Genomic DNA, 15870 nt, shown 5'->3' with positions numbered 1-15870 from the left:
TAAAACTTTAGACAACTGACCCGATTTCGGGCCAAAGCTTAAGCTTTTTCGCGTTCGATCGCCCGCCAGCCGATATCGCGGCGGTAGAAGCCATTTTCCCATTCGACCTTGTCGAGCAGGGCGTAAGCGCGGCTCTGGGCCTCGCTGACGGTCCTGCCGGTGGCAGTGACGTTCAGCACGCGGCCGCCGGTCGCGACCAGCTGGCCGTCCTTCAAGGACGTGCCGGCATGAAACACCTTGGCTCCTTCACCTGCCTCCGGCAGTGAACGGATCGGCGTGTTCTTCTCGTAGGAACCCGGATAGCCCTTGGAGGCCATCACGACTGTCAGCGCCGGGTCGTCGCTCCACTCCGCCGTGACTTGGTCGAGCGTGCCCTCGGCGGCGGCCAGAAGCAGCGGCAGCAGATCGCTCTTCAACCGCATCATCAGCACCTGACACTCGGGATCGCCGAAGCGGACATTGTATTCGATCAGTTCCGGGCCCTTCGCGGTAATCATCAGCCCGGCGAAGAAAACGCCGGAGAACGGATGGCCGCTTTCCGCCATGCCGCGGATCGTCGGCTCGATGATCTCCTGCATCGTGCGCTCGATCATCTCAGTCGTCATGACGGGTGCCGGCGAATAGGCCCCCATGCCGCCGGTGTTGACGCCGGTATCGCCCTCGCCGACCCGCTTGTGGTCCTGGGCAGTTACGAGCGGCAGCGCGTTCGTGCCGTCGCACAGGCAGAAGAAGCTTGCCTCCTCGCCATCGAGATAGGCCTCGATCACCACCTCGGCACCCGCGGAGCCGAATGCGCCCTCGAAGCAATCGTCGACGGCGGCAAGCGCCTCTTCGACGGTCATCGCCACCGTGACTCCCTTTCCGGCGGCAAGGCCATCGGCCTTGACGACGATCGGGGCACCCTGTGCGCGGATATAGGCCTTCGCCTTCGGGGCGTTGTTGAAGCGCTGATAGGCTCCGGTCGGGATGTTGTAGCGAGCGCAGATATCCTTGGTGAAGCCCTTGGAACCCTCAAGCTGGGCTGCCGCAGCGGAAGGGCCGAAGACCTTCAGGCCATCGGTCCGCAGTCGGTCGGCCAGACCGGCGACCAGCGGCGCCTCCGGGCCGACGACGACGAATTCGATCGCCTTTTCCGCACAGAAGGCAGCGACCGCTTCCTGATCCTCGACATCCAGGGAAACGAGCGTCGCATGTTCCGCAATGCCCGGGTTGCCGGGCGCGGTATAGAATTCCGTCATCAGCGGCGATTGCGCCAGCTTCCAGGCGAGCGCATGCTCGCGTCCGCCCGAACCGATCAACAGAACCTTCATGCCTGATCCTTTCCGTTTTCCGTCTGGCGGTTAAGGGGCGCGGGGCGAAAGGTCAAGTGTTGGCGGCTTCCTAGTGGGTTTATTGGTTCGCCCTGTACCGTGTGGCCCCTCATCCGACCCTTCGGGCCACCTTCTCCCCGAGGGGAGAAGGGAACGGGAGAGGCTGCGGCAGGCGGATGAGGGGGCCGCACGGTCGTAGGGTGAGAAGAAACCACCAGCCCTTTACCAGCCCCCACCTCCGCCGCCGCCTCCGCCGCCACCTGACGAACCACCGCCACCGGAAAAGCCCGACGATGAACTGGAGGGAGGCGGGGTCGGGATCGTCGAGGCGATGGTTGAGGCCATGGACGACGAGAAGCCGCCGATGCGATCCGAGAAGCTGCCGCTGTTGAAATCGCCGGAATACCAGCTCGGAGCGTAGGCAACCGCAGTGCCGGCCGCAGCTGCGGCAAGCCAGGTCTCGAACGTTCTCGACCATGGCTTCTCGACGCCGAGGGCGACCGCATAGGGCAGCAGTTTTTCGAAATGTTGCGGCGACATTTCCGGGGCGCCGGCCATGTTCATGCGATCCTTCTCGGCAAGCGTCATGTACTGGCGCAGGCCGTCGATGCCGTCCATCATCTTGGCACCCAGCGGCGTCGGTGCACCCATGATGAAGACGTAGAGCACGTTGAGAAGGACGATGCCGCCGAGGGCGAACAGCATCGGCGTTTCATGGAACTCCATCAGCGTCGAGAAAAGCGCCAGACCCAGCGACGAGATGATGCTGAAACCGATGAAGACGACGACTGCGATGGAGATCACCGCGGCGATCCTGCCTCCCAGCGACCCGCCGGGGCGGAACGACTTCGCCAGCCCCGCTACGAAAATCGACACGAAAACCGACACGACGATCGGAATGACCATTAGGATGATGTTGTCCGGCTCCAGCGTGCCGAAGACGAACAGCGCGACGAGCGACGCCGCACTCAGCGCGATGCCGCCGGTCGTATAGCCGGTATTGGAATTGTAGTATTTGCCACGATGCTCCCGCTCGATCGCCGAGCGGAATCTTTGACCGACGGATTTCACGCGTTCGCCGTTCGCCTTGTCGATCGTCAGGGAATTCTTGCCGCCGATCTCGCCCAGGAGGGTAGACTCGCCTGGCCCCAGCTTCTCCTTGCCGATGGGCTTTTCGGTACGGCGGATCACGATCGATTTCTTGAGGTCTTCCAGAACGACATAGCCGCGCACCGCAAGATTGAGCGCTGCGGCCGATAGCGCCGTCCAGCCCTGTCCGGAAAACCCCTTGTTGTCGATATAGTTGACGAGCGCCGGCGAGATGCCGTCCGGGGCATCCCAGCGGGGCACGATGACGCCGCGGGCGGGATCGCGCCCGACCTTCAGCCAGGCGCGGGTATAATAGAGAAAGACGGCGATCAGACCGCCGAAGCCGATGAAATAATCGCGGTTGTCCTTCAGCCACCAGATATTCTGATCGGAGCTGCTCGGCGGATCGATCGCCCCCTTCGGAAACTTGACGGCGATCGTCAGGCCCTCGTTTGCATCGAGCGGCCTTGTCGTCGAAAAAACCGGACGGGCATCGCTGCCTGAAACTTGCGCATTCTTCTCCGTCGCGCCAAGCGGGCCGGTAAAGACATTCGTATCGGTCGCAATGACGCCACCCGGCAGGTTTACGGTCGCGGTGGCAGCCATGATCGGGAAGATCCAGCCATTGCCGGTGACGTTCCAATAGAGCTCGTCGTGATCGGCGAAATAGCGGATCTGGCGATTGGTCCGGTAGGTGAAGGCGTATTGATGGCGACCTGGCGGAAGCATGACGTCTTCCGAGCCGGCAGAGATGCGGATTCCGCCGGAAATCGATTCCGTCTTCCACGGCTCGTCACGGCCGTCGCGCGTGACCGAGACGACATCGAAATCGACGGTGCGACGGCGACCGCCTTCATCGATGAACGTCAGCGGAAAATCGCGGAAGATGCCGCGCCGGATGCGGTTGCCTTCGGCATTGACGGTGATCGTCTCCGTCACCGTCATGGCGCCGCTCTTTTCGAGCGTTATATCCGAGACGAAGGAGTTGATGACCTCGGCAGCACTTGCCGGCGCCGAGGCAAGCGCCATGAACAGTATGAAGCAAAGGCCGCAAAGCCGCCGGATCATCTTACCCCACCCCCCGCGGCGCCCGCCGCTCAGATAATGTCAGCCCTCATTCGCATAGGTGACGCCAAGCCCCGCCAGAGTCCGCCAGTAAGCCGGGAAGGTCTTGCCGACGCAATCCGGATCGAGGATCGTGATGCCGTCGATCTTCAGCCCGGCAAGCGCAAAGCTCATGGCGATCCGGTGATCTGCGAAAGTGTCGATGTCAGCCGGCAGGTGCTGCCCAGCCAGTGACGGATCGGCGTTAACGATCAGGTCGTCGCCTTCCTCGCGTGCAAGATCCGGACGGATCTGGGTGAGGCCGGTCGACAGCGCGCGGATGCGATCGCATTCCTTCACCCGCAGGTTGGCGATACCGACGAAACGGACGGGCGTTTGGTTGAAAGCGGCGAGAACCGCGAGCGTCGGCACCGCATCCTGCATCTGCGAACCATCGATCTCGGCCGGCAGATGCGGGAACTTCGCGATCATGTCGTAGGCCTTGGCGTCCGGCTGCGTGAACGCACCGTTCGGAACGCCGAGATCGATAGAGCCTCCGGTGAGCACTTCGGCGGCCCAGAGATAGGTGGCGGCGGAAGCATCCGGCTCGATGACGAAATCGGCAGCCATGTAGCCGGTCGGTTCGACACGCCAGGTGACCGGGCTGGTCTTTTCGACACGTGCTCCAAAGGCGCGCATCGCCGCCGTGGTGAGAACGATGTAGCCGAGAGCGCCGATATGTTCGCCGAGGAGTTCGATATCGACCGGGCGGTCGCCGCCAGCCGCCATCATCAGCAGCGCGGAGACGTACTGGCTGGAAAGGCCGCCATCGATCTGGATGCGGCTCGCCTCAAAGCGGCCGGTGCCCTTCACCGTCACAGGCGGGCAGCCGGTTTCTGCCGTCGCGTCGATGCCGAGCGATCGCAGCGCATCCACCAGCGGGCCGATCGGGCGCTTACGCATGTGTTGATCACCGTCCACGACGACAGTGCCATCGACGAGCGCGGCCGCCGCCGTCAGGAAGCGCGTCGCGGTGCCGGCATTGCCGAGGAAAAGCGGCGCCTTCGGTGGCAAGAGCTTGCCGCTGCCGGTGACGACGAAGCTCGTATCGTCCGGCTCATCGATGACGACGCCCATGGCGCGCAGCGCCTCGGCCATGTAGCGCGTGTCGTCGCTCTTCAGCGCCCCCGTCAGGCGACTGGTGCCTTTGGCGAGGCCAGCCAGGAGCAGTGCGCGGTTCGTGATCGACTTCGAGCCTGGCGGCACCGCACGGCCTGCGAGCGGAGCCTTAACCGGGATGATGGTGAGTTTCTTGTCCTTGCTCATGACGCCTGTCTATTCCGTCCATTACGCCGTAACCGCCCTGCTCATAGCAGCTTTTGGGCAAAGGCAAACGCCCATATCAGAACTTGACGGCCGGAACGGCGCGATCGGCCTCGTCGGTGATCTCGAAATATTCCCTCTTCTGGAAGCCGAACTGGCCAGCCACGAGATTGGAGGGGAAGCTCTCGACCTTCACGTTCAGATCGCGGGCAGCTCCGTTGTAATAGCGGCGGGCCATCTGGATCTCGCTTTCCATGGTTTCGAGCGAGGCCTGAAGCTCCGAGAAGTTCTGGTTTGCCTTGAGGTCCGGATAGGCTTCGGCAAGCGCCATGACGCGGCCGAGCGCCTGGCCGAGCAGCCCCTCCGCTTGCGCCCTGCCGGCAACATCGCCGGCGGGTACTGCCTGCGCCCTGTTGCGCAGCTCGACCACTTCTTCCAGCGTGCTCTTTTCGTGGGTGGCGTAGCCCTTGACGGTCTCGATCAGGTTCGGGATCAGATCGGCACGGCGCTTCAGCTGCACGTCGATGCCGGACCAGGCCTCTTCAGCCATCTGCCGGGCGCGGACGAGACCGTTGTAGATGAAAACAAGATAAAGCGCGACCAGAACGATCACGCCAAGAATAATGTACATCGCGAATCCCCCGCACGAAATAAAGTTGCGTCGGAGATTATTGATGTCGCGATGCATTGTCATCCACGAACTCGCGGAACCACTAGCCCTGAATACTAGAGGTCACGCCGCGTCTTTGGCGAGATTTACGCCGCCTGCATCGGTCAGCAGGAAGGCCTCGCCGCAAGCCTTGGCGAGCGTGCGGACGCGCAGGATGTAGCTCTGGCGCTCGGTCACGGAAATCACGCCGCGGGCATCGAGCAGGTTGAAGACGTGGCTTGCCTTGATGCACTGGTCATAGGCCGGGAATACGCATTTGTGCAGGCGCTGGTTGGCATTGTCGCCCGGCGCGCCGGCGGCCAGAAGCGCCTGGCATTCCTTCTCCGCATCGATGAAATGGCGATGCAGCATTTCGGTATTGGCGAATTCGAAGTTGTGGCGGGAATATTCCTGTTCGGCCTGCAGGAAAACATCGCCATAGGTGATCTTCTCGTCGCCTTCGCGGCCGTTGAAGTTCAGGTCGTAGATGTTGTCGACGCCTTGCACGTACATGGCGAGACGCTCGAGACCATAGGTTAGCTCGCCTGCGACCGGCGAGCATTCGATGCCACAGACCTGCTGGAAGTAGGTGAACTGCGAGACTTCCATGCCGTCGCACCAGCATTCCCAGCCGAGGCCCCAGGCGCCGAGCGTCGGGCTTTCCCAATCGTCCTCGACAAAGCGGATGTCGTGCAGCAGCGGATCGAGGCCGATCGCGGCGAGCGAGCCCAGGTAGAGCTCCTGCAGGTTCGGCGGGTTCGGCTTCAGGATGACCTGGTACTGGTAATAGTGCTGAAGACGGTTCGGGTTCTCACCGTAACGGCCATCGGACGGGCGGCGCGACGGCTGAACATAGGCAGCCTTCCACGGCTTCGGGCCGAGGGCACGCAGCGTCGTCGCCGGATGGAAGGTGCCGGCGCCGACCTCCATGTCGTAGGGCTGCAGAACCGCACACCCCTTGTCCGCCCAGTAGTTATGCAGGGTCAGGATCAGCGCCTGGAACGAGCGCTTCGGGTTCATATGGTCGGGGATCGATGCAGACATGGAAGGCTTCCGAATTCGTACAAAATGTACGTGGACAGGTGCCACGGCAGGCGGCAAGGGTCAAGGCTCTGGGGAAATTGTGCGGCACTCTGTGCTGCCGGAAATTATCGAAAGGGATTGATTACGGTCAAGTGTCCGTCGATGACCAAGCCGTGCTGCAAGTCTTCCGAATAAAATCGCACGCAGTTCATTTGCAAGGCAGCCGCAATCATAGCAGCGTCATAGAAATTGAGATTGTACCGTTCTGCCAAGTTGATCGCCGATATCGTCGTGCGTTCATCGATGGCTGCAATCGCTGCCGCCATCGTAATCACATCGGCTATCGCCAAATGCAGATCAGCCCAAGACATGTTCAGCTTCTTGCGCCCGACATTTGCGAACTCATTCAACGTTTGCACGCTAAGGACAAATGGCTTGAGCAACAGGGACTGAGCGGCCTCGGCACGCGGGTCCTCCGTGAACGCATAGACGAGAATATTGGTATCCAGAAAGCTATCGGCGGCGGCCATTAGCGATCGTTCGCTTCATCGCGATCAAACTTCCAATCCGGAGGAAGTTTCAGCTTGAATGCCTTGATACGTTCAAAGGCCTTTCGTCGCGCATCATTTCGCGCGATCTCAAAAACACGATCCTCCGCTATGCGGATCGTCACGTCGTCGCCTTCCTTAAGTTCAAGGGCATCCACGACAACGGTGGGAATGCGAACTGCGAGGCTATTTCCCCATTTTGCAACTTGCATGATTGCCTCATGATATACACGTCAATAATGTATATCATGAGGGAAGGCAGACGTAAATCTTCTACTCATCATCCCGCTTGACACGGTACTCGCCGGTCGCCGGGTCCTTGACAAGCGTGCCAACCGCGCCGGTCTGGCGCTCTTTCTCGGCACGGCGGGATTTTTCCTGCAGGCGCTTGGCATCGGAGACGAAGCGGCGGTAGAGCCACCACGCCGCACCGACCAGGATTATGATTGTTATAAGCTGCGCCATCTCCCCTCTTCTTCTCCTCTCAAAGCCCGTAGCGGCTCCACATTGCCTTCTCTTCCGCCGCTTCGACAAGGCCCGCTGCAAGACCTGATGTCACACCTTCAAGCGAGACGGGCGAGACACCCGGTATCCTCCGCCCGAAGAGGCTGCGAGCGGCGGTGACGAGCTGCAGTCTGGCCTTCTGGCCGTACCGCTTTTTCAGCTCCTGGCGCATATCGCCCAGACTATCGACGAGGCCGAGTTCAAGCCCGCGCGTGCCACTCCAGAAAAGGCCGGAGAAGACGGTCTCGTCATCGCTGAGCTTGCCGGCGCGGCGCTCGCGCACCATGGCGATGAATACCTGATGGATCTCGAGCTGAAGGCTCTTCAGGTATTCGATGTCCTTTTCCTTCTCGGGCTGGAACGGATCGAGAATAACCTTGTTCTCACCGGCCGTATAGACGCGGCGCTCGATGCCGATCTTTTTCAAGAGCTCGGGAAAGCCAAAGCCGCCGGAAACGACGCCGATCGAGCCGACGATCGAGGTCGCGTCGGCGATGATCTCATCGCCGGCGAGCGCGATCATGTAGCCGCCCGACGCTGCTACATCCTCGACGAAGACAAGGACCTTCTTCTGCTTCTCGCGGGCGAGCTCGCGGATGCGCGTAAAGATAAGCCGCGACTGGACCGGCGAACCGCCCGGCGAATTGATGGCGATCGCAACGGCCGGCGCATCCTTCACGGAAAAGGCTTTCTCCAGGACCGGCGCAACAGCGGCGAGGTTGAGCGTGGGGCGGAACTGGTTGCCGCCGCTCATGATGACGCCTTGAAGCCTGACAACCGGGATGACGATCCCTTCCTTGCGGAAACGCTTCGGTACCAGTCCTCTCAAAAATCCGCGCATCTCAAATCCTTCTTCGCTTTCAGCGTCGCAATCCATGTATGCAACGGAACGGTAAACGCAATGGCCGCGTTCCAGAAACTGCGGCAGCCGGTTTTCTTGTTGCGAATGACTTGCATTATCATTCTAATCGGGCATAGTGCGGGCAATGATCGAACAGGCGGATAACAAATGGATGCTTTAAACCGGAGTGCAAAAAGCGGTTGGCGGTATGACCGGGAGGAGGCCTCGCTTTCCGATGTCTACCGCACCGTCGGAACGGGTCGCCCGGGTTCGAAACTCCGGCGGATCGCCGCCTTTGCGGGCCCTGGCTACATGGTCGCGGTCGGCTATATGGATCCCGGCAACTGGGCGACGTCTCTCGCTGGCGGCTCAAAGTTCGGCTATGCCCTGCTGACGGTCGCGCTGCTCTCCAACCTGATGGCGATCGTGCTGCAATCGCTCTGCGCCCGCCTTGCGATTGCCTCCGGCCGCGATCTGGCGCAGGCCTGCCGGGACGCCTATCCGAAATTTATTTCCGTGCCCCTGTGGGCGTTTGCGGAAATCGCCATCATCGCGACTGACATCGCCGAGGTGATCGGCACGGCCATCGGCCTCAACCTGATCTTCGGCGTTCCGCTGGAGCTCGGCGTCTTGATCACGGCACTCGACGTCTTTCTCATTCTCTATTTGCAAAGGCTCGGCTTCCGCTGGATCGAAGCCTTCATCATCACGCTTCTCGGCGTCATTGCGCTCTGTTTCGGCGTGCAGATCTTCCTGGCCGATCCTGAGTGGGGCGCTGTCGTGAGGGGCTTCTTCCCGACGACGGAGATCGTCAGCAATCCGGAAATGCTCTATCTGGCGCTCGGCATTCTCGGCGCGACCGTCATGCCGCACAATCTCTATCTGCATTCAGGCATCGTGCAGACGCGCGCTTACGGCCACACCCTGCCGGAAAAGCGGGAAGCGCTCACCTATGCGACGATCGACTCCACCTTTGCGCTCTGTTTTGCGCTGCTGATCAACGCCTCGATCCTGATCCTGGCGGCCGCCGCGTTCAACGCCAGCGGCCGGACGGATATCGTCGAACTCGGCGAGGCGCATTCGCTGCTGTCGCCGCTGCTCGGCCTCGCGATCGCACCGACGCTTTTCGGTATCGCGCTGCTCTGCTGCGGCCTGAATTCGACCGTGACAGCGACGCTTGCGGGCCAGATCGTCATGGAGGGTTTTCTGAGGATCAAGCTCCAGCCATGGGTGCGCCGTCTGATCACCCGCGCGATCGCCATTGTCCCGGCCGCCTTCGTGACGATCTGGTACGGCAACGAGGGGACTGCGCATCTCCTGATCCTGACGCAGGTCGTGCTCAGCCTGCAGCTTTCCTTTGCGGTTTTCCCGCTGGTGATGTTCACCGCCAGCAAGGCGAAGATGGGCGCGCTCGTGGCGCCGCGCTGGCTGAGCGGCATCGCCTATGCGATTGCCGTCATCATAGCCGGGCTGAACATCAAGCTGCTGTTCGATTTCGTGACCGGCTGAGCCTTGGATAGGCCGCACGGCCGTTGTTCAGATCGTCCACGAAGGGGGAGAATTTATGCGTACTCTCTTCGTGCATGATGAATGGCGCGCGCAGCGAAAGCCGCGCGCGCGATCCTTTGATCGCCGTCACCAGAATGCGTACGGCATTCTCGCCCTCGCGCGGGTGGATGGCGGTAATTTCGATACCGCCGAAACGTCTGCCGCAGGCTGCGATGACCTCCGCGATCGATTCGGCGCGGGCAATGAGTGACAGCTGCCCGCCGGGCACCATGATCGCGCCCGCCGTGCGTATCCAGCTTTCGAAAAGACCGTCAGTCATCGCATGCGCTTCGGCTTTCAGGGCATCCGGCGTCCGGCGGTCGCCGGCATCGTTGAACGGCGGATTCATGATGACGTGGTGGAAAATCTCGTCGGTCAGGCCCGCTTCGTTTCGTGCCTTTGCCGTCAAGGTCACATCTGCCTCGACGACCGAGACCCGGCCGGTCATATGGGCATTCTCCGGCAAGGCAATACTGCGCCGCGCGTAACCGGCCATTTCCGCCGAACGCTCGAAAAGCACGACCTCGGCCTTCGGCAGCCGGGAGGCGACGGCAAGCCCGGCCGCACCCGCGCCGGCGCCGAGATCTGCAACTTTGATCGCGCGGTCATCGCAGACCAGCGCGGCCAGTAGCATCGCATCCATCCCCGAGCGATGCCCCCTGCCCCTCGGTTGGACGACGTGAAAGCCGCCGCGGTGGAAGGCATCGATCGTGTCGGAAACCCCGGTCATGGCCGTATCATTTCACGATGCGCAACTCGTCGGCCAGGCCGGCATCGGTCAGGATCCGGCGGGCCTGATCGGCATCGTCATCATCAACAAGCAACCGGCGCGGCAGCATGCCGAGGGAGCCTTCGAGGATGCTCATAGCCTGATCGGCCACGAAGCAGTGAATTCCCGCATCCTTTAGAAGGCTTTGCGCATACGACATCAAGACGGGGTCATTGGCACGGATAAGTTCATGCATTTACGATCAAATCCCTTTCAATTCTGTGCTGCGCGACATTTCACCTCTTGCCGCTTCAATCGCCCCTTTCTATTGTCAATCGTAACGAGTGAACAGGAGTCCGGGTCGTTGGGCGTGGTCATACCGCTTGAAGAAAGCAAAAACAAACTGGCATCCGTCAAGCCGCTGGTCGATTTGACCAAGGCCGACATGGAGCGGGTCAACCAGCTTATCCTTTCGAAGGCCGGGTCCGATGTCCAGATGATACCGGAAGTGGCGAACCACCTGATCTCCTCCGGTGGCAAGCGCTTGCGCCCCATGCTGACGCTCGCCTCGGCCTGTCTCTTCGGGTACAAGGGCGAAAACCACATCAAGCTCGCGACATCAGTCGAATTCATGCATACGGCGACGCTGCTGCATGACGATGTCGTCGATGAGAGCGACCTTCGCCGCGGGAAATCGACGGCGCGCATGATCTGGGGCAACCAGGCAAGCGTCCTCGTCGGCGACTTCCTGCTCGGCCAGGCCTTCCGGATGATGGTCGATGTCGGTTCGCTTGATGCGCTTGACGTTCTCTCGTCGGCCGCTTGCGTCATTGCCGAAGGCGAGGTGTTGCAGCTTTCCGTCGCCAAGAACATGGAGACGACGGAAGACGACTATCTTTCGGTCATCCGGGCCAAGACCGCGGCACTCTTTGCCGCGGCCGCCGAAGTCGGCCCGATCGTGGCAGACGCTGGCAAATCCGGCCGCAATGCACTGAAATCCTACGGCATGAACCTCGGGCTCGCTTTCCAGCTCGTCGATGACGCGCTGGATTACGGCGGCAAGGCAGCCGACCTAGGCAAGAATGTCGGCGACGACTTCCGCGAGGGCAAGATCACGCTTCCGGTCATCCTCGCCTACCGCCGTGGCACGCAGGACGAGCGCGCTTTCTGGCGTGACGCGATCGAGGGCGGCAACGGTACGGATGCCAATCTCGAGAAGGCGCTCGGCCTCATCACCAAATACGGTACGCTGAACGACACGATCGCCCGGGCGGTTCACTACGGCACGATCGCGCGCGACGCGCTTGCGCCCCTTCCCGATACGGCGTGGAAAGCCGCGCTATTGGAAGTGATCGACTTCTGCATCGAGCGGGTCAACTAAATCAAACATCTTTGATCGCGGCTGAATTTCTTGCAGGACCGCTTCAAAAAAGCCATCCTATTGTGAGTCAGTCTTCTCAACTGATTTCGCAGCCGGTCGGAACAATCGGCTGCCTTGAAGAAAGGTTTTGTAATGCGGCAGAGATTTGCCATCCGTCTTTTTTCGAGCGCGGCACTTGCAGCGGTCCTTTCGCTCGGAGCGCTTGGTGGCGTCAATGCCGAAGAGGCTGCCAAGACGGACGCTGCCAGCAACACGGTGGTCTTCGACCCGGACACGGTCGGCACCTTCTCGGGCGCCTTCCTCGCCGCCCGCACGGCCGATGTCGATCACGACTACAAGACGGCCATAGAGCTTTACAAGAAGGCCTTGCAGATCGAACCGGGTAATCCGGAAATCCGTCAGCGCCTGATGATTTCGCTGCTGCTGAGCGGCGACATCCAGGAAGGCGTGAAATATGCCAATGACCTGAAGAAGGATCCCACCGTCGAGCGTATCACCACCGTCGTCCGCGCCACGGACGCGATGCGCCGCGGCGACTACAAGAACGCCGAAGCGATCCTGAAATATAACGGTCCGAACGACCTCGACCGGATGATGAACGACCTGCTGCTCGCCTGGGCGCGCGTCGGCGCCGGCCGCAACAAGGAAGCGCTGTCGATGGTCGAGAAGATGAAGGGCCCGGAGTGGTTCAGCATCTTCCAGAACTACCATGCAGGTGCGATCGCCATCGTGACGGGCAATGTGTCGGCAGCGCGCAGGCACTTGAACGATGCAGTGCTGGACAAGGAAGGCGGTGCGACGGCGCCCGACACCTTCATGCGTGCGGTCATGGCGCTGGCCCGCCTGGAAGCCTCGCAGGGCAACAAGCAGAAGGCGCTCGATGCGATCTCCGTCGGCGACAACATGCTGCCGAACTATGCGCCGCTGAATGCGCTGCGCCAGAGCATCGAAAAGGGCGAGAAGCCGGAGCAGCAGGTACGCAACGGCCCCCAGGGCGCGGCTGCCGTTCTCTTCTCCATCGGCGCCGCGCTGAACCGCGACGGGGCCGAAGATATCGTTTCGCTCTATCTGCAGACTGCCAATGCGCTCGATCCGAACAGCGCCGACACGCTGGTGCTTCTCGGCGGCATTGCTGAAAAGCAGGAACAGACGGACCGTGCCATCGAGTTCTACAAGCGCGTGCCGGAAACCTCTCCGATGCGGCGCATCTCCGAGCTGCAGCTCGGCCTTGCGCTGGCGCAGGGCGGCAAGACCGACGAGGCACGCAAGCATCTGAAGGCGTTGATCGATTCCGATCCGAAGGACATCCGCTCCTATCTTGCCTATGGCAGCGTGCTCTCCGACGCCAAGGACTATCAGGCGATGGCCGACAATTACGACAAGGCCGTGGAAATGATCGGCCCGCTGCCGGGCCGATCCGACTGGACGGTCTTCTTCCAGCGGGGCATCGCCTATGAGCGGCTGAAGAAGTGGGATCAGGCGGAGCCGAACTTCCGCAAGGCGCTCGAGCTCAACCCGGATCAGCCCCAGGTTCTGAACTATCTCGGCTACTCCTGGATCGACATGAACCGGAACCTCGACGAAGGCCTGACGATGATCAAGAAGGCCGTCGAACTCAGGCCCGACGACGGCTATATCATCGACTCGCTTGGCTGGGCCTATTACCGCCTGAACCGCTTCGACGACGCCGTTGGCGAGCTGGAAAAGGCTGCCGAAATCAAGGCCGGTGATGCGACGATCAACGACCATCTTGGTGACGCCTACTGGCATGTCGGGCGCAAGCTGGAGGCCGTCTATCAGTGGAATCGGGCGCTGAGCTCGCAGCCGGAAGAAGCCGACATCCCGAGGATCAAGGACAAGATCGCCCACGGCCTGACGGTGGAGACTGATGACACCAAGGCTGTCGACAAGAAGCAGCCGGATCCGGCGCCTGTTTCGCCGCCGGTCGCCGACAAGAAGTCCTGATGAACCATGCCTGACGCGGGCATGAGCGGCGGTTTCGCCGTCACCGAAGATGCTCTCGCAAAAATCAATCTGGCCCTGCATGTGACGGGCCAGAGAGCGGACGGCTACCACCTCCTCGATATGCTGGTGACCTTTGCTCGTCATGGCGACAGACTGGCTTTCGCCCCCTCCCCGGCCGATGAATTGACGATCAGCGGGCGGTTCGGGCTTGCTCTCGACCTCGATCCAGGCGGCAATCTCGTGCTCAAGGCGCGCGACATGCTTCGGCAAGCGGCACTTGCACAGGGCGACCATGCGCCACCGGTTCATATCCATCTTGAAAAGAACCTGCCGATCGCCTCCGGCATTGGCGGCGGTTCGGCGGATGCCGCGGCGGCACTGCGTGGTCTCCTGCGGCTGTGGAGTATCCATCTGCCTGACGGCATTTTGTCTGCGATTGCCGTCAAACTCGGCGCCGACGTTCTGATGTGCCTGACGAGCCGGCCGCTGATCGCGCGCGGGATTGGCGAAAAGATCGAGCCCGTGGCTCTGCCGTCTTTTGTGATCGTGCTCGCCAATCCGCTGAAGGCGGTCTCGACGCCGGAGATTTTCCGGCTGCTGACAGAGAAGCACAACCCGCCGCTGGATCTTCGAACCGGCGACTGGCTGGCTACCATCGAGGCGAACCGAAACGATCTGGAGCCCGCCGCGCGCAAGCTTGTCCCGGAAATCGGACAGATCTCGACCTTGTTGAAGCAAGCAGGCGCGAAATTTGTCCGCATGTCCGGATCCGGCGCGACGTGCTTCGGCATCTTCGGCTCGATCGAAGCAGCCGAGGCTGCTGCGGCGAAGCTTCACAGCGAACGGCCGGACTGGTATTTCCAGGCAACGGAAACGCTTTCGGGAGACTGATGATGGCGGGTATCGACGAACAGCGGCCTTTCATTCCCGTCGGCATCGCGGTGCTGACCGTTTCGGACACGCGCACACTGGAAAACGACAAGTCCGGCGACACGCTTGCCGCGCGGATCGCCGAGGCCGGTCACAAGCTGATGGACCGCGCCATCGTGCCCGACGACAAGGCAGCCATCGCAGCCCAGGTCAACGCCTGGACGGAAACCGACGGCATCGACGTCGTCATCACCACGGGCGGTACCGGCTTTACCGGCCGGGACGTCACGCCTGAGGCGCTGGAGCCGCTTTTTGAAAAGCGCATGGATGGCTTTTCGGAGGTCTTCCACCGCATTTCCTATGACAAGATCGGCACATCGACGATCCAGTCCCGAGCAACGGCGGGTGTCGCCAAGTCGACCTTCATCTTCGTGCTTCCCGGCTCGCCGGGTGCCTGCAAGGATGCATGGGACGGGATCTTGAAGGCTCAGCTCGACTACCGCCACATGCCCTGCAATTTCGTGGAAATTATGCCGCGGCTCGACGAGCACCTGAGGCGCGGGACGGCGAAGTAGAGCAGTAGGATTGGTGCCGCGGCACCAAGGGTAACGGCCTGCGCTGGCTATGTGTGCACGCCAGGTAGAGAGGGCATCGTTTGCCACTGCTCACCCGACAGCAGGAAGCAGCTGATGCCGTGATCATCCGTGATGATCAGCGTCCAGGTGCCGCTCTCGGCAGCATAGACCTCAAGGACGGCGTTGTGGTTGATTTTGCCGACCGCCGTGAGCTTTTCGGAAAAGTTCCTATCCAGGAAATCGATGACCTCGGATCGGCCCGCGCAGGTACGCATCGTCTGCGCCACTGCCGAACGCGGATGCGCGACCACCAATGTGATCGCGATGACGCCCAGCAGGCCGTGGAACATAGTGCGTAGCATGGACGCACTCCTTTCGCCGGAAACCCGGCAGAAGAGGAGACTTCCGCTGACCTGTTCTGCCGTCTACCGGCATTCCATGGTCGACCGCCACGCAGGCTAGCGCGTCGGCGGCACCATGGAGGAATTATA

The 15870-nt window shown here is 61.4% G+C and carries 17 protein-coding genes; 5 read left to right on the top strand and 12 right to left on the bottom strand.

Annotated elements, in window-relative coordinates:
* Window positions 1-38 precede the first annotated feature (38 nt).
* The 9 genes from purD to HGP14_RS04180 all read right to left on the bottom strand — a co-directional run bounded on the left by purD (window position 39) and on the right by HGP14_RS04180 (window position 8331).
* Window positions 39-1310, bottom strand: coding sequence for a phosphoribosylamine--glycine ligase (gene purD, locus HGP14_RS04220; RefSeq protein ID WP_168828584.1), 1272 nt, complete (start codon window positions 1308-1310; stop codon window positions 39-41).
* Window positions 1311-1532: 222 nt separating this feature from the next.
* Entirely contained in the window at window positions 1533-3467 is a 1935-nt protein-coding gene (locus HGP14_RS04215) for a DUF2207 domain-containing protein (protein ID WP_168828583.1), read from the bottom strand.
* A 39-nt stretch (window positions 3468-3506) separates the two neighbouring features.
* Window positions 3507-4769 (bottom strand): 3-phosphoshikimate 1-carboxyvinyltransferase, encoded by a 1263-nt coding sequence (locus tag HGP14_RS04210; RefSeq protein ID WP_168828582.1) that lies wholly within the window; start codon window positions 4767-4769, stop codon window positions 3507-3509.
* A 76-nt stretch (window positions 4770-4845) separates the two neighbouring features.
* Window positions 4846-5397 (bottom strand): LemA family protein, encoded by a 552-nt coding sequence (locus HGP14_RS04205; RefSeq protein ID WP_168828581.1) that lies wholly within the window; start codon window positions 5395-5397, stop codon window positions 4846-4848.
* A 102-nt stretch (window positions 5398-5499) separates the two neighbouring features.
* Window positions 5500-6435, bottom strand: a complete 936-nt coding sequence (locus HGP14_RS04200) for a glycine--tRNA ligase subunit alpha (RefSeq protein WP_409527061.1) — start codon at window positions 6433-6435, stop codon at window positions 5500-5502.
* Window positions 6436-6563: 128 nt separating this feature from the next.
* The gene (locus HGP14_RS04195) at window positions 6564-6968 is read right to left on the bottom strand and encodes a PIN domain-containing protein (protein WP_168828579.1); all 405 of its coding nucleotides are present in this window, start codon (window positions 6966-6968) and stop codon (window positions 6564-6566) included.
* Window positions 6968-7198 (bottom strand): AbrB/MazE/SpoVT family DNA-binding domain-containing protein, encoded by a 231-nt coding sequence (locus HGP14_RS04190; RefSeq protein WP_168828578.1) that lies wholly within the window; start codon window positions 7196-7198, stop codon window positions 6968-6970. The genes HGP14_RS04195 and HGP14_RS04190 overlap by 1 nt, the downstream gene beginning before the upstream one ends.
* A 61-nt stretch (window positions 7199-7259) precedes the next feature.
* The gene (locus HGP14_RS04185) at window positions 7260-7451 is read right to left on the bottom strand and encodes a hypothetical protein (RefSeq protein WP_168828577.1); all 192 of its coding nucleotides are present in this window, start codon (window positions 7449-7451) and stop codon (window positions 7260-7262) included.
* A 19-nt stretch (window positions 7452-7470) separates the two neighbouring features.
* Window positions 7471-8331: a S49 family peptidase gene (locus HGP14_RS04180; protein ID WP_168828576.1), complete on the bottom strand. Its 861-nt coding sequence runs from the start codon at window positions 8329-8331 to the stop codon at window positions 7471-7473.
* Window positions 8332-8499: 168 nt separating this feature from the next.
* Here HGP14_RS04180 and HGP14_RS04175 point away from each other — a divergent pair, with 168 nt between their 5' ends.
* Window positions 8500-9840, top strand: a complete 1341-nt coding sequence (locus tag HGP14_RS04175) for an Nramp family divalent metal transporter (protein ID WP_168828575.1) — start codon at window positions 8500-8502, stop codon at window positions 9838-9840.
* Here HGP14_RS04175 and HGP14_RS04170 read toward each other — a convergent pair.
* On the bottom strand, window positions 9809-10609 hold the full coding sequence (locus tag HGP14_RS04170) for a tRNA1(Val) (adenine(37)-N6)-methyltransferase (protein WP_168828574.1): 801 nt from the start codon (window positions 10607-10609) through the stop codon (window positions 9809-9811). The two genes, HGP14_RS04175 and HGP14_RS04170, sit on opposite strands and share 32 nt — an antisense overlap.
* Window positions 10610-10616: 7 nt before the next feature.
* Window positions 10617-10844, bottom strand: a complete 228-nt coding sequence (locus HGP14_RS04165) for a DUF2007 domain-containing protein (RefSeq protein WP_168828573.1) — start codon at window positions 10842-10844, stop codon at window positions 10617-10619.
* A 108-nt stretch (window positions 10845-10952) separates the two neighbouring features.
* Here HGP14_RS04165 and HGP14_RS04160 point away from each other — a divergent pair, with 108 nt between their 5' ends.
* The 4 genes from HGP14_RS04160 to moaB all read left to right on the top strand — a co-directional run bounded on the left by HGP14_RS04160 (window position 10953) and on the right by moaB (window position 15379).
* Window positions 10953-11969 carry a polyprenyl synthetase family protein gene (locus HGP14_RS04160; protein ID WP_168828572.1) on the top strand — a complete coding sequence of 339 codons (1017 nt, stop codon included), beginning with the start codon at window positions 10953-10955 and terminating at the stop codon, window positions 11967-11969.
* A gap of 132 nt (window positions 11970-12101) precedes the next feature.
* Window positions 12102-13934 (top strand): tetratricopeptide repeat protein, encoded by a 1833-nt coding sequence (locus tag HGP14_RS04155; protein WP_168828571.1) that lies wholly within the window; start codon window positions 12102-12104, stop codon window positions 13932-13934.
* A 6-nt stretch (window positions 13935-13940) separates the two neighbouring features.
* Window positions 13941-14825 (top strand): 4-(cytidine 5'-diphospho)-2-C-methyl-D-erythritol kinase, encoded by an 885-nt coding sequence (locus HGP14_RS04150; RefSeq protein WP_168828570.1) that lies wholly within the window; start codon window positions 13941-13943, stop codon window positions 14823-14825.
* A gap of 2 nt (window positions 14826-14827) precedes the next feature.
* Complete coding sequence (gene moaB, locus HGP14_RS04145; RefSeq protein WP_168828569.1) at window positions 14828-15379, top strand: molybdenum cofactor biosynthesis protein B; 552 nt, start codon at window positions 14828-14830, stop codon at window positions 15377-15379.
* A gap of 47 nt (window positions 15380-15426) precedes the next feature.
* Here moaB and HGP14_RS04140 read toward each other — a convergent pair whose 3' ends face one another.
* Window positions 15427-15741 (bottom strand): hypothetical protein, encoded by a 315-nt coding sequence (locus HGP14_RS04140; protein WP_168828568.1) that lies wholly within the window; start codon window positions 15739-15741, stop codon window positions 15427-15429.
* Between the last annotated feature and the right edge of the window lie 129 nt (window positions 15742-15870).

Origin of the sequence: Rhizobium sp. P32RR-XVIII (assembly GCF_012641395.1) — a bacterium.
In the GTDB taxonomy this organism is placed as follows: domain Bacteria; phylum Pseudomonadota; class Alphaproteobacteria; order Rhizobiales; family Rhizobiaceae; genus Rhizobium.
This window is presented reverse-complemented; position numbering and strand designations above follow the sequence as displayed.